Annotated in this window: 13 protein-coding genes, 1 tRNA gene and 1 pseudogene; 7 read left to right on the forward strand and 8 right to left on the reverse strand. The window is 66.0% G+C overall.

Going from position 1 to position 20,559, the window contains the following annotated elements; translation table 11 throughout:
* Window positions 1-7,287: Ig-like domain-containing protein (locus JWN21_RS08395; protein WP_299648318.1), on the reverse strand; the 7,287-nt coding region annotated here is incomplete at its 3' end.
* Window positions 7,288-7,552: 265 nt separating this feature from the next.
* Here JWN21_RS08395 and JWN21_RS08400 point away from each other — a divergent pair.
* From JWN21_RS08400 to JWN21_RS08415, 4 genes are read left to right on the forward strand one after another with little or no spacing between them, the layout of a single operon-like run.
* Entirely contained in the window at window positions 7,553-8,083 is a 531-nt protein-coding gene (locus tag JWN21_RS08400; RefSeq protein WP_299648321.1) for a phage tail protein, read from the forward strand.
* Window positions 8,084-8,121: 38 nt separating this feature from the next.
* A complete protein-coding gene (locus JWN21_RS08405; protein WP_299648324.1) occupies window positions 8,122-8,661 on the forward strand; it encodes a phage tail protein in 540 nt (179 codons plus the stop codon).
* Between the two features lie 18 nt (window positions 8,662-8,679).
* Window positions 8,680-9,225, forward strand: a complete 546-nt coding sequence (locus JWN21_RS08410) for a phage tail protein (protein ID WP_299648327.1) — start codon at window positions 8,680-8,682, stop codon at window positions 9,223-9,225.
* A 6-nt stretch (window positions 9,226-9,231) separates the two neighbouring features.
* Window positions 9,232-9,492, forward strand: coding sequence for a hypothetical protein (locus JWN21_RS08415; RefSeq protein ID WP_299648330.1), 261 nt, complete (start codon window positions 9,232-9,234; stop codon window positions 9,490-9,492).
* On the opposite strand, the gene JWN21_RS08420 is transcribed toward JWN21_RS08415, so the two are convergent.
* Window positions 9,485-9,976 carry a GNAT family N-acetyltransferase gene (locus tag JWN21_RS08420; protein ID WP_299648333.1) on the reverse strand — a complete coding sequence of 164 codons (492 nt, stop codon included), beginning with the start codon at window positions 9,974-9,976 and terminating at the stop codon, window positions 9,485-9,487. The two genes, JWN21_RS08415 and JWN21_RS08420, sit on opposite strands and share 8 nt — an antisense overlap.
* A 75-nt stretch (window positions 9,977-10,051) precedes the next feature.
* Between JWN21_RS08420 and JWN21_RS08425 the strand changes: the two genes are divergently transcribed.
* Window positions 10,052-10,513 carry a hypothetical protein gene (locus JWN21_RS08425; protein ID WP_299648336.1) on the forward strand — a complete coding sequence of 154 codons (462 nt, stop codon included), beginning with the start codon at window positions 10,052-10,054 and terminating at the stop codon, window positions 10,511-10,513.
* Between the two features lie 215 nt (window positions 10,514-10,728).
* Here JWN21_RS08425 and JWN21_RS08430 read toward each other — a convergent pair whose 3' ends face one another.
* From JWN21_RS08430 to JWN21_RS08445, 4 genes are all read right to left on the reverse strand, one after another.
* Window positions 10,729-11,154: an ion channel gene (locus JWN21_RS08430; RefSeq protein ID WP_299648339.1), complete on the reverse strand. Its 426-nt coding sequence runs from the start codon at window positions 11,152-11,154 to the stop codon at window positions 10,729-10,731.
* A gap of 404 nt (window positions 11,155-11,558) precedes the next feature.
* Window positions 11,559-12,539, reverse strand: coding sequence for a L,D-transpeptidase (locus JWN21_RS08435; protein WP_299648342.1), 981 nt, complete (start codon window positions 12,537-12,539; stop codon window positions 11,559-11,561).
* Window positions 12,536-13,528 carry an acetate kinase gene (locus JWN21_RS08440; protein WP_299648345.1) on the reverse strand — a complete coding sequence of 331 codons (993 nt, stop codon included), beginning with the start codon at window positions 13,526-13,528 and terminating at the stop codon, window positions 12,536-12,538. Before JWN21_RS08440 ends, JWN21_RS08435 begins: the two co-directional genes overlap by 4 nt.
* Window positions 13,525-15,849: a phosphoketolase gene (locus JWN21_RS08445; RefSeq protein ID WP_299648354.1), complete on the reverse strand. Its 2,325-nt coding sequence runs from the start codon at window positions 15,847-15,849 to the stop codon at window positions 13,525-13,527. Before JWN21_RS08445 ends, JWN21_RS08440 begins: the two co-directional genes overlap by 4 nt.
* 559 nt (window positions 15,850-16,408) lie before the next feature.
* Here JWN21_RS08445 and JWN21_RS08450 point away from each other — a divergent pair.
* Entirely contained in the window at window positions 16,409-16,936 is a 528-nt protein-coding gene (locus JWN21_RS08450; protein WP_299648348.1) for a GNAT family N-acetyltransferase, read from the forward strand.
* Window positions 16,933-19,797, forward strand: coding sequence for a cation-translocating P-type ATPase (locus JWN21_RS08455; protein ID WP_299648351.1), 2,865 nt, complete (start codon window positions 16,933-16,935; stop codon window positions 19,795-19,797). Before JWN21_RS08450 ends, JWN21_RS08455 begins: the two co-directional genes overlap by 4 nt.
* Before the next feature lie 223 nt (window positions 19,798-20,020).
* Here the strand turns inward: JWN21_RS08455 and JWN21_RS13980 are convergent.
* Window positions 20,021-20,446: pseudogene (locus JWN21_RS13980) on the reverse strand (integrase); the annotation flags it as partial.
* A gap of 23 nt (window positions 20,447-20,469) precedes the next feature.
* Window positions 20,470-20,559: transfer RNA gene (locus tag JWN21_RS08460), tRNA-Ser, on the reverse strand.

Below are 20,559 nucleotides of genomic sequence, written 5' to 3' on the forward strand. Positions count from 1 at the left end.
CGGACCGCCCAGGCTGATGTTCTCGAACCGCAGTTCGCCCGCGCGGTTGCTGAACGCGGCACTGCCCACGAACGAGAACGCCTGATCGCCGGCGGTGTTGATGTCCGCATCGATCCGGCTCAGGTCGATCAGGTCGCCCAGCTTGAAGTCCTGGATGCCATCGCGATCCGTCGAATTGGACTCCGCCACATCCTGATAGCGGAACACGTCGTTGCCCCCGCCGCCGGTCAGCGTATCGCCGCGCCGCCCGCCATAGATCAGGTCCGCGCCGGCACCGCCGGTCAGCACATCATTCCCGCCACCGCCGAACAGGCTGAACACACCGTCCGTCTCCGCCGCGCCGTTGAAGCTCATCGTTTCGTCGGATTGCAGCCCGGCGCCGTTGACTGTCAGCCTCTCGCCAGCTGCGACGTTGCCGTCGTCGCTGGTCACGCTGTAGCTATAGCGCTCGCCCGACACGAAGAAGCGCGTATCCGCGGCGCTCATCAGCGTCAGCGTCTCGACGCCGTTGAGCTGGGTGGCGCCGAGCGTCACCGAAAAGTCGCCCCGCAGCACGACAATGTCCGCGCCGCCGCCGCCGATCATGCGATCGCCGGCGTTGAAGCGCCCGTCGGCCATGAAGAAGACGTCCGCGCCCCCTCCGCCGGTCAGCAGATCGGTGCCTGCACCGCCATAGATCAGGAACGTCCCGTCGGTTTCTGCCGAGCCGTCGAAGGTCAGATCCTCGCCCGTGAGTAGCGCCGCGCCGTTGACGATCAACTGCTGCCCCGCGGCGACGTTCGCGTCGACCGAGGTGACGACATAGTCGTAGCGGTTGTTGGCCGTGTCGCCGAACCGCCCGTCGGAGCCGGTCAGCAACGACAGCGTCTCGACATTGACCAGGTTCTCCGCACCCAGCGTCAGTGCCGGGTAGTTGCCCTGCACCGCCACCACGTCGGCGCCAGCACCACCATCGACCCGATCCGCCGCCGTCAACGTTGTACCGAAGTAGAAGGCGTCGTTGCCCGAGCCGCCCGACGGCGTGTCGTTACCGCCCTGGCTGAGTTCGAAGAAATCCGCCTGTGGTGTGCCGGTGATGGTGTTGGCGCCGGCATCACCACGCAACTGGCTGCCGGGACCGTCCATCCCGGTCACGGTGACACTCACCGTCGTCGTGCTGCCACCGTTCAACATATAGCTGAACGTGTCGACCGCGCTGCCGTTCGCCGCGCCCGTCGCCGCGACGGTGGCCGGCGACACGAGGTAGTTGAAACGGCCGTTGGGATCATAGCCCAGCGTCCCGTCCGCGTTCAGCGTGACGACTGCACCCGAGGCGATCGTCGCGCTCTGGTTCGCCGTCAGCGTCGTTCCATCGACGCTGACTACCGCCTTGGGCCCGCCGTCCACATCATCGTCGTTGGTCAGGACGGGGACGGTCGTGGTCGCGTTCTCCGCCACCGTCGCCACGTCCGCCACCGCAACCGGCAGGTCGTCCACGGCGGTGATGGTGATCGCCTCGCCGTCGGACCCGGTCTGTGCCGTGCCGCCGGTGTTGCCGCCGTCGTTGACCGTCACGGTCAGCGTCGTGCTGGCGGGCGGGGTGTCGGTGTCGGCGGTGTAAGTCACCGTGCTGGTCGCGTCCGAGCCGAGCAGCGCGTTGAGCTGCGCCACCGTGCCGCTGACGACCACGCTGCCGGTGGCGTTGCCGCTGACGATCGTCGCGCCGCTGCCGCCGACGGTGATGTCGAGAACGCCATAAGGAACCGCCAGCGTAGCGGTGAGCACGCCCGCGCCCGCGTCGACGTCGGCGACGGCCACCGCGCCCTTGAGGTCGAGCGTCACCTGCTCGGTCGCAGCGAAGCCGGCGGTTGCGGCAACGATCTGACCCCGGACGCTGGCGCCGCTCGGGTCGGCACCCTGCCCGCTGAAGTCACTCCACAACACGACATACGCGCCACCATCAAGGGCGGCGATGGTCGGTTCGGCCTGATCGGTCGCCGTGGTCGTGTTGACCAGGAATTCGGAGCCGATCTTCGTGCCGCTCGCGGAGAAGACCTGCGTCTTGATGCCGAACGCCGGATCGCCGCTCTGCCTGCTGTCATCGGTCCACGTGATAGCGAAGCCGCCATCGGACAGCGCCGCCACCTCCGGCTGATACTGGATTCTGGTCGTGATCGTGTTGACCAGGAATTCGTTGCCGACAGGTATGGCGGCGGCGTCGAACAACTGGCCGACGATGCCGGCAACGCTCCCATCGCCCAGCTGTCCACTCTCGTCGCGCCACGTCACCACGAACCCGCCGCCCACCAGCGCCGTCACCGCGGACTCGATCTGAGTGCCGGATGTCGTCGTGTTGGCGAAAAACTCGCCGCCGAGCTTGCCGCCCGCCGCGTCGAACCGCTGCGCCTTGATATCGCCCCCACTCGACCAGGTCACGATGAACCCGTTGCCGAGCGCGGTCACGCTGGAATCGTACTGTTCACCGCTGGTGACGGTGTTCACCAACAGCTCCGTGCCGACCCTGTCGCCCGCGCTGCCGAAAAGCTGTGCCTTGATCGAATAGCTGTCGGCATCGCCATTGAGGCCGCTCGGATCGGACCATGTGACGACGAACCCGCCCGACGCCAATGTCGCGATGCGCGGTTGCTCCTGATTGCCCGGCAGCGACGTGTTGACGAGCAATTCGCCGCCAAGCGCTCCGCCGTTCGCGTCGAACCGCTGCGCGCGGATCGCATAGCCCGCGTCATCCGCGCTCTGGCCGCTGTCGTCATACCATGCGACGACGAAGCCGCCGGCCGCAAAGCCGGCGACGGTCGACTGCGTCTGGATGAACTGGGTGGTCGTGTTGACCAGGATCTCAGTCCCGACCTTGGCGCCTGCGGCATCGAAGCGCTGTGCCTTGATGCCCGAGCCGCTGGCGTCGCCGCCCAGATTGCTCTCGTCGGTGAACGTCGCGACGAACCCGCCGGTCGATAGCTTGGCGACCGACTGCACATATTGCGCGCCTTCGGTCTGCGTGTTGACCAGGAACTCGCCGCCCGACTTGCCATAGCCCGGCATGATCGACACGGTTGGCGCGTCGTTGGCGGCGGTCACGGTCAGCGTCTGGGTCTCGACCGTCGCCTGCGCGACGCTGAAGATCGTCCCGACGTTGTTGCCGTCGTTGAATGTCATCGTGACGGTATTGTCGCCTGCGGTCGGGCTGTCGCCGACCAGGATGTAGCCGAAATCGTCGACCAGATCGTTGAGCCGCGCGAGGGTCGCCTCGCCGGTCAGTGCGCTCACAGTCATGTTCGTCGTGCCGAACCCGGCAATCTGGCCGATCGCGACGGGCGTGCCCGCATTGTCAAAGACGAGGTCAAAGCCGCCGCCGCCATCCGCTACGATCGAGAAGAGCGATCCTGCCTTGAGGTTGATGCCGCCCTCGCCGCCGCTGACGTTGAGTGTGAAGCTGCCGCCCACGAAGTTGGCCGGCAGGTCCGGATCGGACAGCACCACGCCTTGCATCAGCGGCGTCGGCGTCGCCGCATTCTCGGCGAAGGCGATTGCCGCGCTGGTCGGCGCGGTCGATTGCGGCGCGTCATTGTCCGGGGTGACCCCGACGGTCGCCACGGCGCTGTCGGTGCCGCCATCGCCGTCGGTCAGCGTATAGGTCAGCGAGCGGGTCGCCTGGTTGGGATTGTCGGAGGTGTGCAGGAAATTGACCGCGCGGGTCACGAACTGGACCGCGACAGCCGTCGCGTCGGCGTCGAACGTGACCACCAGCGGCGTGTCGTGATCCCCGGCCGTGTAGGTGGCGACGACGGTGCCGTTGAAGCTTAGCGCGTTGCCGCTGACCGTTACGAAGTTGCCGGAACCGTCGCTGAAGTCGTCGACGTCGAGCACGTCGCCGGGCTGCGCGGCGGCGGTGATCGCGACGGTCAGCGTGCCCGTATCGAAATTGGCCGAGTCGATATCCGTGACGGTCGCGGCCGGCGCGATCCCCCCTGCCCCAGTCGGATCCTGCTCGTAGGCGCCGTTGTTGGTGCCGTCGCCGGCCGCATTCCCATTGAGATCGAGCACCGGCGCGTCGTTGGTCGCCGTGACGTTGAAGGTCAGCCGGTTCGGCGTCGGATCGGTGTCGACGCCACCACCCGAGGTGCCGCCATTGTCGCGGACCTGGAAGGTGAAGTTGCCGTACGGCGTGCCATTCTCGTTCGCGTCCGCCGCGAAGACGAGTTGGCCGGCGGTGATCTGTGCCTCGGTGACGAACGTTCCCGCTGCGGTGATCGCAACACCGTTCAGGCGCAGCACGCCGTCGCTCGGCAGCGTCGTGATCAACACGCCCGTGAAGCCATTGTTGTCCGCGGAATCGATGAAGCCGAAATCGGCAACCGAAAGCGTACGCGAGCCGTCCTCGGCAAAGGTGTAGGTGGCGTCTGTCCCGGCCGGCGCGTCATTGATGCCGGTGATGAGGATGGTCCGGGTGTCGGTGTCCTCTTCGGTCTCGGCGTCGCCGGTCAGGCCCGGGTCGCTGCCGGTCACCCCACCATCGTTGGTCGATACGGTCAGCACGTCGCTGCCGCTGAGATTGGCATTGGGCGAGTAGGTCAGGCCGTTGCTGGCCGCCAAGGTCGCGTTGATCTTGTTCAGGGTCGCGTGAACCATGACCGTGTCGACAGCCAAAGCGATGATGTCCTCGTCGACGATACCGCCCGCGACATCGGTGCGCAGGACGATCGCGCCGTTGGCCACCTGGAAGGTGACGTACAGCCGGCTGGTCGCCGGGTTGGCGTCCACGTCCGCGATGGACATGCCGGTCAGCGCCACGCCGGTGGCGTCCTCGGTGGTGACGACCGTCCCGCCGACCGAGTTGACCGGCGCGTCGTTGACCGCCGCGACGTTGACCGTCACGCGACCGATGTCGGTGCCGCCCTGACCGTCGCTGATGGTGTAATCGAACGCGGCCGGGCCGTTGAAGTTCGCCGTCGGCGTGAAGGTGATCGTGGTCCCGCTCAGCGACACGGTGCCGCCGGTGACAGCGGTGACGTTGGTGACCGTTCGCGGATTGCCGTCCGCGTCGGTGTCGTTGGCGGTCAGCTGTGCGGCGGTGAAGGTGGCGACGGTGTCCTCGGTCGCGGCGAGCGTGTCGTCGACCGCCACCGGCGGGGTGTTGGTGCTGACCGCGACGGTGCTGATCAGTTCGTCCGAATAGAGCAGGCCGTCGAAGACGGACGCGGCGATCGTGCGATTGGGCGCAGCGCCGCTGTTGTCGGCATTGTTGCTCGACGAGAAGGTGACGCTCTGCAGCGCCGAGGCATATTCGGCCACGGTTGCCACGCCGGTCAGCGTCATGACGCCGGTCGTTGTGTCATAGGTGAAGATGATACCCGGGTCAGTGAGCGTGCCGCTCGTGCTGCCGGCGATGCGCAGAAAATCCTGGTTCGCGCCGCTGAGGAAATTGTTCGTGATCCGCACCTGCGCGCCGCGGAGTTCGTCGCCGGTGTTGAGCGTGTCGACATCGGACGCGGTGAGGCTGGTGAAGGGGTTGACCCGGTTGGTCTCGCCCGTCCCCACATCGAGGACCGCCACCGCCGGCGTCGTGCCGGTCAGCGTCGGCGCGTTCTGGACGTTGAGGCCATAGGGCGTGAGGCCGTTGGCGTTGCCGATCGTGGCGAAGTCGATCGGGTCATCAACCGTGCCCCCGCCCGTCAGCGCGCCGCGATAGATCTTGTGCGCGTTGTTCGGCTCCTGGCTGGTGACGTAATAGCGCCCCGTCGCCTCGTCGATCGTGATGTACTGGAAGTTCTGGTTGGTCGCGTCGGTCTCCGAATAGACCACCACGGGAGTCCCGCCCACACCGTTCGCGTCGGCGGCGGCCATGCGATAGATGCCGCCGGTCTCGCCGCTGCCCGCGGTGTTCAGCTGCACGGTCGTGAACCACACGTCACCCGTAGCGGTGTTGATGTCGATGCCCTTGATCGACCCGAGCGTGTCTTCCAGTTCCTGCGGGTCTGGAACGCCCGTGACGAAGCTGGCGTTTTCGCCGCTGGTGCCGAAGATCAGCTTGGTGATGGTATTATCCGACGCATTCGTGTCGGCGGCCGCGATGTTGTCGACGCGGAAAATGGAGTTCTGCGTGGCAACGTTGGTGAAGATGGGGTCACCGTTGCCGTCGATGTCAGTGATCTCGGACGAAACCTGGGTCGAGACGATGAACGCCCGGCCGGTTGCCGGATCGAACGCCAATTCATTGGCAAAGTTCGGGTTGCCGGTTTCGGTATCCGTGCCAAGATCCGCCAATGTCACCGCGGCCTGCCCGGCCGTGTCGTACGTCACCTTGCGGAGCAGGTTGCTCTCGGTGAAGTAAACGAGGCTGTTCGTGGCATCCAGCGCTATGCCGGTGATCCCGAGCGTGCCGCCATCGGCAGCCTGCGTGTACAGGATCGTGAACGCCGGCGCCGTGCCGGGGTTCGCCAGCGCCGCGCTGATGCTGCCCTGCAGGATGCGGTCCTGGGTGCCGTTGGAATCGGCGATGAAGAACCGGTCATTCACCGTATCCAGGACGATGTCCTTGGGTCCGAAGAAGCTGGTCGACGTGCTGCCGGTGCCGGTTTCGGGCTGGTTCTCGTAGATCGAATTGATCGCATAGCCGAGCGCGCCCTGGCCCAGCGTCGCGTCCTGATCGACGCGAAATATCGCGCCGCCGCCGACGGTAGTCCCCGCCGCGATCCAGATCTGCTGGTCCGGCGCGGTGAAGGCGTTGGTGCCGTTGGTCGGGCCGGCGAACGGCGCGGTATCGCTCTGAGCCCAATCGTTGGGATCGTTGATCGAATCGAGCAGCAGCGGCAGCTGGATGTTGTTGGTGCGCGCGGCGAACACGCCATTGTCGGCGGCCAGCGCGGTGGCGGTATTGGCGGCGACGCTCAGCCCGGTGCCCGTCAGGGTGCCCGCGAACACCGCGTTCCCGTCGGCGACTTCGAGTGCGTAGAGAAACCCCGTCGGCGCGTCGGCCGTACCCTGATAGACATAGATCGTCTCGCCCAGGTCGGACAGGTTGATGCCGAAACTGGACAATTGCGCAGCGGTGATGGTGATGATCGTGCCGGCCGCCAGGTCAGCGCCCGTCGTGAAGGGGTAGGTGGCCTCCCCGGCGCCGGGGGCGGCGAACGCCGTGCCGTTCCACGCGCGGTCGGTGAAGTAGATGGTCGTCCCCGAACCGACCGGCTTCATCAGCACAAAGGCCAGCAAGTCCGCGTCGGTCCCACCGTCCTCAGTGTTGTAGCCCAGAAGGGCGACGTCGCCCGCCGCCAGAGTCGTCGCGACCATATCAGTCATCCCCCCCATGCAGGCGCCCGCGCGCGGAATCCGGGCAGGCTGCCGATATCACTGCCTTATGGCAGGGCGGGAGGGGGAAGCCAACAACCCGTTGCAAAGCTTTTGGTTCCCGGCCCCGGATAGCAGTCGGCTTGTCCGCGATTGACAGTGACGGGAAGCCCGCCCATGATCTCTCCCACCGGTCGGGGGGCCTGGACCGTATGGGGCGTTCGCCCACCCTCCGCACAACCAGCGCGACCAGCGTGCGGAGGAATTGATGGCCGACCCGTTTCTTGGCGAGATCATGATGTTTGGCGGCAACTTCGCGCCGCGTGGCTGGGCGTTGTGCAACGGCCAGCTGCTGACGATCGTGAACAATGAAGCGCTTTTCAGCCTGGTCGGCACCACCTATGGCGGGAACGGGCAGACCAACTTCGCGCTGCCCGACCTGCAGGGTCGCCTGCCCATGCACCGGGGCACCCTGAATGGCACGACCCACTTTCTCGGCGAGAAGGCCGGTGCCGAGAGCGTGACGCTCACCGTCCAGCAGATGGGCGCGCATACCCACCCCATGTTCGCGGCGACTTCGGCGACGACCAAATCGCCCGCCGGGGCGGTGCTTGGCCCGCCGAGCAGTACGCAGGCGGGGCTGCGCACCTACAACAACACGGCGGCACCGGCGCTCGTGCCACTCAACCCGCAGTCCGTGACCTCCGCCGGCGGCAGCCAGCCGCATTCGAACATGCAGCCCTGTCTGTGCGTCAACTTCATCATCGCGGTCGAGGGTATCTTCCCCAGCCGAAACTGAGGCGACCCACCAGCCTGCGATCCCTCCCGGAGAGTTCCATGTCCGAACCGTTCATCGCCCAGATAAAAGTCTACGGCACCAACTTTCCGCCGCGCGGGTGGGCGCATTGCAACGGCCAGCTCATGTCGATCGCGCAGAACACGGCATTGTTCTCGCTGATCGGCACCACCTATGGCGGCAATGGCCAGACGACGTTCGGCCTGCCCGATCTGCGCGGCCGGGCCGCCATGCATCCGGGACACGGTCCGGGGCTGACGCCGCGCGTTCTTGGTGAGGTTTCCGGCAGCGAAAACGTCACGCTGACGATCAACGAGCTTCCGGCGCACAACCACGGTGTTCAGGCGACTACGGTTCTCGGCAATACCGCCGACCCGGCGGGCGCGGTGCTCGCGCGCGGGAATTTCAGCCAGCAGGGCAGCAGCGGCGCGGTGCCACTCTATTCGAACGACGCGCCAAATACGGTGATGGCGCAAACCCTTGGCATCGCCGGCAACAACCAGCCGCACGACAATATGATGCCGTCTCTGACGCTCAACTATTGCATTGCGCTGCAGGGCATTTTCCCCAGCCGCAACTGATATCGAAGGACCGCCGCTATGTCCGAAGCCTTTCTCGGGGAACTCCGCCTCTTTCCGTATAATTTTGCGCCGCGAGCATGGATGTATTGCGACGGCCAGATCCTGTCGATCGCGCAGAACACGGCGCTCTTTTCGCTGCTGGGCACCACTTATGGCGGCAACGGCCAGACGACGTTTGCCTTGCCCAATTTGCAAGGCAGGGCGCCGCTGCACTTCGGTCAGGGTCCGGGCTTGTCCAACTATGTTCAGGGGCAGGCGGCGGGAACCGGGACCGTCACGCTGCTGCAAACGCAGATCCCTGCGCACATCCACCAGGTACAGGCCCGCGACGCGCGGGCGACGCTGGTCAACGGGGCAATCCCTGCGAACACCAAGGCGCTCGCCCAGGCCGTTACCGCCACCAATCCGGTCCAGGAGGTCAACCTGTACGGCCCGGGCGCGACGACGGCCATGAAGTCCACCGCGGTCTCCACCGTGGGCGGCCAGCCGCATGAGAACCGCCAGCCCTATCTCGCGCTCGGCTGGTGCATATGCGTCGAAGGCCTTTTCCCTAGCCGGAACTGAGCCGAGATGACGCACGAGCATTTCGCGCCCGCGCTCGGCGAGCGCTTCGACCTGGCGGACGGCACCACATTGACGCTCGCTAAGATCGAAACCAGCGCGACCGGCTCTGCTCGCCCGTTCGCGCTGGTTTTCCACGGCGACGCGGCCACGCTCCTGCCGCAGCAGATCCATGCGCTGGCCAACGCCACGTTGGGCGAGCTGGAGATCTTCCTGGTCCCCGTCGCGCAGGCAGGCGAGCGCGTCGTCTATGAGGCGGTGTTCAACTAGGATCCCACCGCAGCCGCGCATGGCTCGCGGCGCTGCTGTCCGCGTCGACGAACCCTAGTCGCCGGTACAGCGCCGCTGCCCTCGGGTTCTCGTGCCGGACATGCAGGTCGACGGCCGCGCCCGCCCTGCCCGCCTCCCCCAACAGCCAGCGCAGCACCAGCGTGCCGTGACCCCGCCCCTGCTCGCGCGCCAGCAGGCCGATGTCGATCAGCCGCCAGCACGGCGTCGAGCGATCCACGTACAGCCTGCCGATCGCCTTGCGCTGCCGCTCGACGATCCAGCGGTCGGCTGCCGGGTGGACGCGCGCGGCGTGCGCCTGTTGCAGCGCGAACTGGCTGTCGAGGAACGCAGCAACTGCCGGCTCGGGCCAGGCGAGCAGCGCGAATTCCGATCTACGCTCTTCGCGGTACAGTGCACCAGCGAAGGCGGCATCGTCCGTGCGCTCGGGGCGCAGCCTCAGACCGGTCGCGATGGCGATGCTCATGCGCGCTCCTATGCCCTATGGCGTCGCCGCGCCAACCGCTCTACGCTGCCGCTACTGACAGGGGGAAATCTTGCGATGAGCACTGAGGGAACTCGCCGGGCGTTCGTGGGCGGCGCGGTGGCGACAGGGGCCGTGATCGGCGGCATGGCACTGTTCGGACGTAGCGGCGATCCGACGATTGCCCCCGATGGGGTTCGTGTGGTCGCCGGTCGCAATACCCCGCCCGCCATTCTGTTCGACCCGGTCGAAGTCGACCGCTGGACGGCGCTGGTCGGCAAGCCTGTCCGCATCGCCGGCGAGCAAGGATACACGTCCGGCACGGTGGAAAGCGTGCAGCGCGTCCGGTCCGACGGACCCCGCCCCGCCGGTGTGCGCAAGGAAGGCTTCACCGTCACCTTCGTCGTCGACGCCGCGACCGCGCCGGTCGGCGACGCGATCTACGACATCGGCCACACGATCGAGGGGCTGAGCCGCCTGTTCCTGATCCGCGCGGCCGATCGCGGCAAGAACGCGGTGTTCTTCGCCTTCTTCAACTAGGCTCGGCGCCTTGGGGGGGGGGGCACGCCCCTCCCGAATCACGCCCGCCCATTCCGGTCCGGAAGTGTAGCCACGCATCGCCGCGGTCTGCCGATGTCCGCGGGACGCCGGCGACCTGCGATAAGGCCGCTATTCAGACACACTCGCCGTTGATGTCACAGGAGGTTTCGGCCGAGTTTGAGCCAATCGATCTTGCACCCCGCTTTGCTGATGCGTCAGATGCGTCGCAATCGGGCAACCACGGTAATGAAGAAGGCTGTCGACCAGCCGAGCAGGACGATACCATTGACGCCCTCGATCGCCGATACCAGCCGCCACCGTTCGGCCATGACCGCGTCGCTGTAACCGATTGCGCCATAGGTGATGGTCGAGAAATAGACGGCCTCGCGCAGCCCTTCGACCGCACCCAGACCTACATACAGGAAGGCATAGAGCCAGATTTCCACGCCGTGCAGCGCGAACAAGCCCAGGATCGCCAGCAAGGTCACGGCGTTGCCGCGAAGCGAAAGGGGGTTGAGGTGCTCATGCGCCTCCTCGCGTGCCTCCAGTCGCAACACCTTGGCGAGGCCGTGCAATCCAGCGCCATGGATCGCCACGGTCAGCGACACCATGAAGGTGGCGAGTAAAAGCTCAGCTATCATTGGGCTCGACTCTGTTCGATCATACACGTGCGGGCCCGACCCAGGACCATCCAGACCCAAGCTGGTTTGGAAGCGATCGCCAGACCTTTAGATGCTCGGTCGATCTTGTAGAGCCGCAATGCGTAACGAGTATTGATCGACCATTTTCTGGTGAGCGATACGCACTGATGGGTCGTCGGTTTCGGCAGCAAGCTCGGTCGACTGCCTATGAAGAAGCTGAAGATGGACTAACTGCTTGTGCGGCATCGACAATGCTCCATTTGTAAGCGGGAGCTGTCCAGCGTCTCTCGGTCATCGGCTTGCTCTTGGTCCACCGACGATGGTTCTGCATACGCCAGCGCCAAATAAGCACCTAATCCTTTCGGCTCGGCCTCGCGCTGGTCCGGTTGGGGCGAATGCCGTAGTCAGCGGGTGCCCGCTTTGATGACGGTCAGCTTGCTGCCGACGCCGCTGCTACGAAGGGAGGCGCGTGTCACCAGCAACGTAGTGCCGGGCGTCAGCACGCTCGCGATCGCCTGCCTGAGGCCGTCGGGGACATCGCCGCCGGCGCGTTCGGCCGCCGTCATCTCGGCCCCGGCCTGCGCTGGCTCGCCCGGAAGCGGCAGCCGGAGCCAGCGTTCACCCGCCGGACCGTGGCCCAGAAACGAGAAGGCGGTTGTCCGCCCGATCGGAGCGTCGGTGCGGACCTTACCCGATCCGATCTCCACTCCGTTGCGCAGGACGACGATGCGCGCGTCCTGCCCGCTGACGACAATCGACACCGGGCCGCTGGGCGCACGTTCGGGATGCCAGGTAAATTCTGCGGCTCCCACCGCATTGGCGATCGGTGCTGCGAGCAGGCCAGGCCTGGGGGCGACCACCGGCACGTCGGCATCATCGGTGACGATCACCGTCATACCCAATGCGGAGATGCCGTAGAGCAGCTTGGCAAAGGCGAGCGGCAGGCGGATGCAGCCGTGCGACGCAGGATAGCCCGGCAGATTGCCCGCATGCAGTGCAATGCCGTCCCAGGTCAGCCGCTGCATGAACGGCATCGGCGCGTTTGCGTACAGGTTCGATTTGTGCACGGCGGCCTTTTGCAGCACCGTGAAGATGCCCGTCGGTGTGCGATGACCTTTTTTCCCGCTCGACGCGGTCGAGACGCCGATCGGCACGCCGTTGCGATAGGCATAGGCGCGCTGCGTTTTCAGGCTGACGATGACCGTCACTGGCCCGACGGGCGCAAGCTGTGGTGCCCAGAAATACTGGCCGGGGCGCAACGCCTCGATGGCGCCGTCGGTGGGTATGACCGGCAAAGCCGGCACGGCCTGGCTCAGAGCAATGCCAGGGCAACCTAGAGAGAGGCTGACGGGAATGATCAGCCGCATGGCCCAGGTGATGCTCATCGTACGGTTACCTCATGGACGTGTCTGGCAATTCGCGCGCCTTCTTGGGACGGCATGACGGCGGTCGGGACGGATCCGGCAAAGGCGAGATCGGCACAAATGAACGCTCGCGCCGCCTCGTCGTGTTCGCCGATCCCGCCGGTGAAGACGATCAGGTCGGCGCCTCCCAGCACTGCCAGCATGCCGGCGATCTGTTTCGCCACCGAGCGGCAGAAGATCGCGATGGCAAGCGTCGCGGCTGGGCTTTCCGTCGCGCGCAGCATGCGCAGGTCGCTCGACACCCCCGACAGCCCGAGCAGGCCCGAGCGTCGGTCGATCAGGTCCTCCAGCGCATTCGCATCCATCCCATGCTCGCGCATCAGATAGAGCAGCACGCCCGGATCGATGTCGCCCGTGCGCGTTGCCATGGTCACGCCGCCGGCGGGCGTCATACCCATGCTGGTGTCGACTGACCGCCCGCTGCGTACCGCCGTCACACTCGCACCGCTGCCGAGATGGGCGATGATCAGGCGCTCGGGCAGGCACGCACCGAACTGCGCAATGATCGACTCGCACGACAGGCCGTGAAAGCCATACCGCCTCACGCCTTGGTCGCGCAGCGGCTTGGGAAGCGGGAGCGTGGCAGCGATCTCCGGCAGGTCCGCATGGAAGCCGGTGTCGAAGCATGCGACCTGCGGCACGCCCGGAAAGCGCGCTTCGGCTTGCGCAATCAGCGCCAGCGACGCGGGTCCGTGCAGCGGCGCGAAAGCCGTCGCGCGTTGCAGCCGGGCAAGGACGCTGGCGTCGATCAGCACCGGCGTGAACAGGTCGGCGCCGCCATGCACGATGCGGTGACCGATCGCATCGGGCTGCACATCCCCGATGCGCGTGAACAGGTCTTCGTCCGAGCCGCTCTGCCCGACGGACACTTCGACGACCTCGTCGGCAACGTCATGGATGCCGAACTTCACCGAGGACGAGCCGCCATTGATCGTCAGCACGCGCGTCATCGCGCCCAGCGCCAGTCTCGCACCTCCGGCATGTCGTCGCCATGCTCTGCGACGTATAGCTTGTGGCGTTCCATCGTCGTCCAGTAGCGCGCCGTCTCCGCGTCGATCCGGTCCGCAAGCCGGGGCACCCGCCTGATTGCGTCGAGTGCAAGCCGGTAGCGGTCCAGATCATTGAGCACGACCATGTCGAACGGTGTCGTGGTCGTTCCCTCCTCCTGATAGCCACGAACGTGAATGTTGGCATGGTTGCGGCGTCGGTAGGTGAGTTTGTGGATCATGGCCGGATAACCATGGAACGCGAAGATCACCGGCTTATCGGTGGTGAACAGCGCATCGAAGTCGCGATCCGACAGTCCGTGCGGGTGCTCGGTCTCGGGTTGCAGCACCATCAGATCGACGACGTTGACGACCCGGATGCGGATGTCGGGCACGTACTCACGCAACAGCATCACCGCCGCGAGCGCCTCCACCGTCGGCACGTCACCCGCGCAGGCCATCACCACGTCGGGCTCGTCTTCGTCGCTCGCCCACTCCCAGATGCCGGCACCCGCCGCGCAGTGGACGACCGCATCGTCAATGTTGAGCCACTGCCACTCCGGCTGCTTTCCCGCGACGATGAGGTTGATGTAGCCGCGGCTGCGCAGGCAGTGATCGGCCACCGCCAGCAGGCAGTTGGCGTCCGGTGGCAGGTAGATGCGCGCGACCTCCGCCTTCTTGTTGGCGATGTGGTCGATGAAGCCGGGGTCCTGGTGCGACAGCCCGTTATGATCCTGACGCCAGACATGGCTGGTGAGCAGATAGTTGAGCGACGCGATCGGCCTGCGCCACGGGATCTTGGCGCTGACCTTCAGCCACTTGGCGTGCTGGTTCACCATCGAATCGACGATGTGAATAAAGGCTTCGTAGCAGGAGAAGAACCCGTGCCGGCCGGTGAGGAGATAGCCCTCCAGCCAGCCCTGGCAGAGATGCTCGCTGAGCACCTCCATCACGCGGCCGGAGGTGGAGAGATGATCGTCGCCCTGCTCGACATCAGCCATCCACGCCTTGCCGGATACCTCGTAGACCGCGTCGAGCCGATTGGACGCGGTCTCGTCCGGGCCGAACAGACGGAAATTGCTCGCGGGCAGGCTGAGCCGCATGACTTCGCGCAGGAAGCCGCCCAGCGCCCTCGTCGCCTCGGCGCGCACGCTGCCGGGAGATGAAACGCCCACGGCATGATCGCGGAACCGTGGCATCGCGAGCGGCACGCGCAGACCGCCATTCGCGTGTGGGTTCGACCCCATGCGACGATGCCCCGTCGGTGCGAGCGCGGCCAGCTCCGCGATCAGCTTGCCGTCGGCGTCGAACAGCTCCTCGGGCCTGTAGCTGCGCATCCAGGTTTCGAGCTGGCCGAGGTGCTCCGGGTTGGCGAAGCTGGCGATCGGCACCTGGTGCGCGCGCCAGGTGCCCTCGACCGGCTTGCCGTCCACCTCCTTCGGCCCGGTCCAGCCCTTGGGCGTGCGCAGCACGATCATCGGCCAGCGGGGGCGCGTCGCCTCGCCGTCATTGCGCGCCGCGGTCTGGATCGCCGTGATCCTGCCGAGCACCAGATCGAGCGTGGCGGCGAGCTGCTGGTGGACCGTGTCTGGATCGTCGCCCTCGACGAAGAACGGTTCGTGGCCATAGCCGCGCAACAGCTGGCTCAGCTCGTCGCGGCCGATCCGCGCGAGCACCGTCGGGTTGGCGATCTTGAACCCGTTGAGGTGCAGGATCGGCAGCACCGCGCCGTCGCGAGCGGGATTGAGGAACTTGTTGGAATGCCATGACGCGGCGAGCGGCCCCGTCTCCGCCTCACCGTCGCCGACCACGCAGGCGACGATCAGGTCCGGGTTGTCGAACGCTGCGCCGTACGCGTGCGCAAGCGAATAACCGAGTTCGCCGCCTTCGTGGATCGAGCCGGGCGTTTCCGGCGCCACGTGGCTGGGAACGCCGCCAGGCCATGAGAACTGCCGGAACAGTCGCTCCAGCCCGCCGCGGCTCCGCTCGATCGCCGGATACAGCTCGGTGTAGGAACCTTCCAGATAGGTGTGCGCGACGATGCCGGGGCCGCCATGACCCGGCCCGATCACGTAGATCATGTCCAGATCGTGTTGGACGATCAGCCGGTTCAGGTGCGCGTAGATCAGGTTCAATCCGGGCGTCGTGCCCCAATGGCCGAGCAGCCGAGGCTTGATGTCGGCCAACGCCAACGGCCGCTCCATGAGCGGGTTCGCCTTCAGATAGATCTGCCCGACTGACAGGTAGTTCGCCGCACGCCAGTAGGCGTCGATACGCCGCAGCATGTCCGGCGACAGCGGCCTTGTAGCCTCCGTATCCCCACATCCTGCCGCATAGGGCGGCTCGACATCGAGAACAGTAGCCACAATCAACGAACCTTGCCCGGGGAAAGCGCCACGATCGCGGAGCCATCGGCCGCGGCGGCGTGTAGCCGGGCGAGTTTGCTGTGACTGATCCGCGCCACGCTGGTGGCGGACGCGTCTGCCATGTCCTGCTCCGTTCGAGCACGCTGGCGATGATGATCACGAGTCTCGGGCATCGGTGACTCCCTGCGCAAGCGGGAGCACTTTCGGTCTCTCAGCCGCAGCCATGCCTGTAGGAGGGCGTCGGTAGCGGTTTAATAACATGCCGATGGTGGATTATCCACCTATAGTTTTCGCCTGTGGAGATGGCGCTAACCTATAATGCGAGCCCGCAGCTCATAAAATCCTTGGAACTTGGTCTTAGTATAATAAGCAGATAAAGCACTATGATGCGATCACCAGATATTGTTAGAGTCCATGATTGCACGTCGAAGGTGCTTGATGTATTCTGCTGCCTAACAGTGTCAGAGGATTCCACATCATGGCGTATGCTCCGCAACCGTTCGTCCGGCTCCCGACACGCTCTGGCCTGATCCTCCGCGTGCGCCGCGTCGGGCGGGATGACGAATCAGCGCTCGCAACATTCTTTAAGCAGGTGACGCCGGACGACCTTCGGTTCCGCTTCCTCACCGGCGTACGTGAAGTCAGTCACGAACGGCTCCGGGCGATGATCGACGTCGACGCGAGCCGCACCGACAGCTTCCTTGCAACCGGGGGGGACGATGATGCCGTGATCGCCGCCGCCATGCTGGCCAGGGACTCTGCTGGCGAACGGGCGGAAGTGGCGGTTTCCGTCCGATCCGATCGCAAGGACCAGGGGATCGGCTGGACGCTGTTGGAATATCTCAGCCGCGAAGCCGAAACCAGCGGGGTCAAGGTCCTGGAGGCGATCGAAAGTCGCGCCAACCATCAGGCGATCGCGCTGGAGCACGAGATGGGGTTCACGTCCGAGCCGATGGAAGGCGACGCTACGGTCGTCCTGCTGCGCCGGCGTCTAGCTCCATCGTGACGGCGGCAGGCGGTGTTTTAGCCCGCGTCGACGACCCCGCCCTTGTAGCTGTAGTCTCGATCGCCTCCGCGTTGGATGTCGAGCCGACGACCGGTCTTTCGAGCACCGAAGCGGCGCGACGGCTGGAGGAGCATGGGCCTAACGAACTGCGCGCTACTCAGGCGACGCCGACGTGGCGACGGGTGCTGGCGCAATTTCAGAGCCCGCTCATCTACCTGCTGCTCGGCGCCGTCGCCGTCGCATTCGCCGCCTGGCTGATCGAGGGGCGAGAAGGATGGCCTGTCGATGCCGTCGTGATCGCGGCCGTTATCGTTCTCAACGCGGCGCTGGGCTTCGTGCAGGAAAGCAAGGCGGCCGATGCGGTTGCGGCGTTGGCGCGGATGACGACCGTGACCGCATCGGTGCTGCGCGACGGTGAACGTGGCCGTATCGACAGCTCGGCCCTTGTGCCCGGCGACGTCCTCCTGTTGGAAGAAGGTGATGCGGTCGGGGCAGACGCGCGTCTGTTCGCCGCAGCGACGCTCCAGGTGGCCGAAGCATCGCTTACCGGCGAAAGCGCGGCGGTGCTCAAGCAGTGCGATGTCCTGCCGACAGTTGCCGCGATCGCGGATCGCTCAAACATGGTGTTCAAGGGAACAGCAGTCGTCGGGGGAACAGGCCGCGCCATCGTCACCGCCACGGGCATGCACACGCAAGTCGGTTCGATCGCGAGGATGCTGGACGCGACTAGCGAAACGGCGACCCCGTTGCAGAGGGAGGTGGCGCGGATCGGCCGGATGTTGAGCATTGCGGTACTGATCATCGCCACCATCGTGATCGCCACCGTGCTGCTATTGTCGCCGATCCACTCCTTCGCCGATGTCGTCACGGTGCTGCTGCTGGGCGTTTCGCTGGCGGTGGCCGCCGTGCCCGAAGGTCTGCCGGCGATACTCTCCCTCGTACTGGCGCTGGGCGTGCAGCGCATGGCCGGGCGCAACGCGGTGGTGAAGAACCTGTCTTCGGTCGAGACCCTGGGGTCGGCGACGGTGATCTGCTCGGACAAGACCGGCACGCTGACCCGCGCGCAGATGACGATCCAGCGCATCATCACCGCATCCGCCGACAGCAACGTGACCGGCAGTGGCTACGTTCCGCAGGGCGAGGTACGCACCACCGACGCGGCGCCGCTCGACGATCGCGGCCGCGCCGAGGCGATCGTCATGCTGAGTGGAGGCTCGCTGGCCGGCAACGCCAGCCTGCGACGGGAGGGCGACGGCGGCTGGAGCATCGGCGGCGATCCGACCGAAGCCGCGTTCCTGGTCGCGGAGCGCAAGCTGGGCCTGCACGAACGCCGCGAGGCTCGCTTCGACCGCGTCGCCGAGCTGCCGTTCAGCTCCGATCGCAAGATGATGTCGACGATCGAGCGCGACGGCGAGCATGGTGGCGAACTGATCGTGGTGTCGAAGGGTGCGCCGGACGTGTTGATGGCTCGCTGCACCCAGTTGCGCGTTGGCGCGGAGGTCCTGCCGTTCGATGACCAGAGACGCGCCCAGGCACTGCGCGACGTGGACAGTCTCGTCGGCGACGCGTTGCGCACGATTGCGGTGGCGTACCGCCCGCTCGAAGCTGGCGAACCACCGACCGCCGGCGAAGCGCTGGAACGCGACCTGATCTTCGTCGGGACGGTAGGCATCGTCGATCCGCCGCGAGAGGAAGCGAAGGTGGCTATCGCGGAGGCGCACCGCGCGGGCGTTCGCGTGATGATGATTACCGGCGATCATCCCGGCACGGCCGCGCGGATTGCGGCGCAACTTGGCATCGCGCCTGCCGGCGCACGCGCGCTTACCGGTGCCGATCTCGACGCCCTGGACGCGGCCGGGTTCGCGGACGCCGTGCGCAACACCTCAGTCTATGCACGCGTCGCTCCCGCCCACAAGCTGCGCATCGTCGCCGCCTTGCAAGCCGATGGCGAAATCGTCGCGATGACCGGGGACGGCGTGAACGACGCGCCTGCGATCAAGGCCGCCGACATCGGCGTGGCAATGGGCGTGACCGGAACCGAGGTGACCAAGGAAGCGGCCAGGATGATCCTCGCCGACGACAATTTCGCCACCATCGTCGCGGCGGTGCGCGAGGGCCGCGCCATCTTCGACAACATCCGCAAGTTCCTGCGCTACCTGCTCTCCTCCAACATGGGCGAGGTGCTGACCATCTTCCTGGGCGTGCTCGGCGCCGGCGTGATCGGTCTCGGCAGCGCCGAAGGCGACGAGCTGGTCCTGCCGCTGCTCGCCACCCAGCTGTTGTGGATCAACCTCATCACCGACTCCGGGCCGGCGCTCGCGATGGGGCTCGATCCCGAAACCGAAGACGTCATGGCGCGCGCGCCGCGAGGCATCGGCGATCGCGCGATCGACGGGGCGATGTGGCGGAATGTCGTCGCGATCGGGCTCGTCATGAGTTTGGTGACATTGCTCACCATCGACATGCAGCTGCCCGGCGGCATGATCGAGGGCAAACATTCGCTCGTCGAGGCGCGCACCGCCGGGTTCACGGTGCTCGTGCTGGCGCAGCTCTTCAACGCCTTCAGCGCACGGTCCGAAAGCGAAAGCGCCTTTCGTGGTCTATTCACCAATGGATGGCTGCTGACCGCAGTGGGTGTGTCGGCGGTGCTCCAGATTGCGGTGGTCGTATTTGCCCCGCTCAACGTGGCATTCGGCACCGCGCCGCTTTCGGCTGCACAGTGGCTGGTGTGCATCTTGATGAGCAGTGTCGTGCTCTGGTTCGCCGAGCTGATGAAGTGGGTCCGCCGCGTTGGGGTGTCCCATGGTGCTGGAGAAATGTCTGAGAGCAAAACCTCGCTGCGAAGCGCTGATCTCTCCTGAAGCTCAGTCGGCAATGCGGTAAGCTTGCGGGCCCTGAACGCAAATCTGAGCGGCGCGATCGACACCAGCCACGCGACCGGTCCGGGCAGCGTGCTGGCCGGCCGGGGGAGAGTTGGCGAGCTTGCACATCGAGGCGGGCAAGTCCGCCATACGGCATGGCCGGATGGTACTCGACCCGGCCGACCTGGCGCGGCAGCCCGCGGCGCTAGACATACCGGCCGCCCTAAGTTCGCTTGGCAGTCGCCCAATCGAGCACCGCGCCGATGCGCTGCAACACCCTGCCAGCAGTCTCCGCCTTCTCCAGCCAGATCGGCAGCACCGCGTCGCGCGCGATGGGGAACGTGATCTCAGCCAATGATGCACTTGCAAGCGTGGGATAAGGCAAAATCGTCGAGGTGGAACGCCGTTGAGCAGCGTGCTTCACGTTCCTCCAAGTCGCACGCTGTTCGGAGATCCGCCCGTCGGCTGCTTGCTCGAACCACGCGGTCGGCACTTGAGCCCTCTTCTCCATCACCGGATCGACACCCGCCCGAAGCTTCTGACCCACGGCGAGCGCCTGCTCGTGCGCCGTTTGCACGCCGACGACCTCGACGGAGCCTGGCCCGATGTCACGTCGCCGACCGTTCGATTGAACCCCCAGCACCCAGCTCTTCGAACCCTTGGCAAGGTCGGTGGCGGAGAGGGAGGGATTCGAACCCTCGGTGCCCGCAAAGGCACGCCGCATTTCGAGTGCGGTACAATCGACCACTCTGCCACCTCTCC

It is taken from the genome of Sphingomonas bacterium, from assembly GCF_028292945.1.
Taxonomy (GTDB): domain Bacteria; phylum Pseudomonadota; class Alphaproteobacteria; order Sphingomonadales; family Sphingomonadaceae; genus Sphingomonas.

What these genes read in the sequence shown, in the direction of transcription:
- JWN21_RS08400 (WP_299648321.1), top strand. Translation starts at nt 7,553, where the DNA reads ATGGCCGACCCGTTTCTTGGCGAGATCATGATGTTTGGCGGCAACTTC.
- JWN21_RS08405 (WP_299648324.1), top strand. Translation starts at nt 8,122, where the DNA reads ATGTCCGAACCGTTCATCGCCCAGATAAAAGTCTACGGCACCAACTTT.
- JWN21_RS08410 (WP_299648327.1), top strand. Translation starts at nt 8,680, where the DNA reads ATGTCCGAAGCCTTTCTCGGGGAACTCCGCCTCTTTCCGTATAATTTT.
- JWN21_RS08415 (WP_299648330.1), top strand. Translation starts at nt 9,232, where the DNA reads ATGACGCACGAGCATTTCGCGCCCGCGCTCGGCGAGCGCTTCGACCTG.
- JWN21_RS08420 (WP_299648333.1), bottom strand. Translation starts at nt 9,976, where the DNA reads ATGAGCATCGCCATCGCGACCGGTCTGAGGCTGCGCCCCGAGCGCACG.
- JWN21_RS08425 (WP_299648336.1), top strand. Translation starts at nt 10,052, where the DNA reads ATGAGCACTGAGGGAACTCGCCGGGCGTTCGTGGGCGGCGCGGTGGCG.
- JWN21_RS08430 (WP_299648339.1), bottom strand. Translation starts at nt 11,154, where the DNA reads ATGATAGCTGAGCTTTTACTCGCCACCTTCATGGTGTCGCTGACCGTG.
- JWN21_RS08435 (WP_299648342.1), bottom strand. Translation starts at nt 12,539, where the DNA reads ATGAGCATCACCTGGGCCATGCGGCTGATCATTCCCGTCAGCCTCTCT.
- JWN21_RS08440 (WP_299648345.1), bottom strand. Translation starts at nt 13,528, where the DNA reads ATGACGCGCGTGCTGACGATCAATGGCGGCTCGTCCTCGGTGAAGTTC.
- JWN21_RS08445 (WP_299648354.1), bottom strand. Translation starts at nt 15,849, where the DNA reads ATGCTGCGGCGTATCGACGCCTACTGGCGTGCGGCGAACTACCTGTCA.
- JWN21_RS08450 (WP_299648348.1), top strand. Translation starts at nt 16,409, where the DNA reads ATGGCGTATGCTCCGCAACCGTTCGTCCGGCTCCCGACACGCTCTGGC.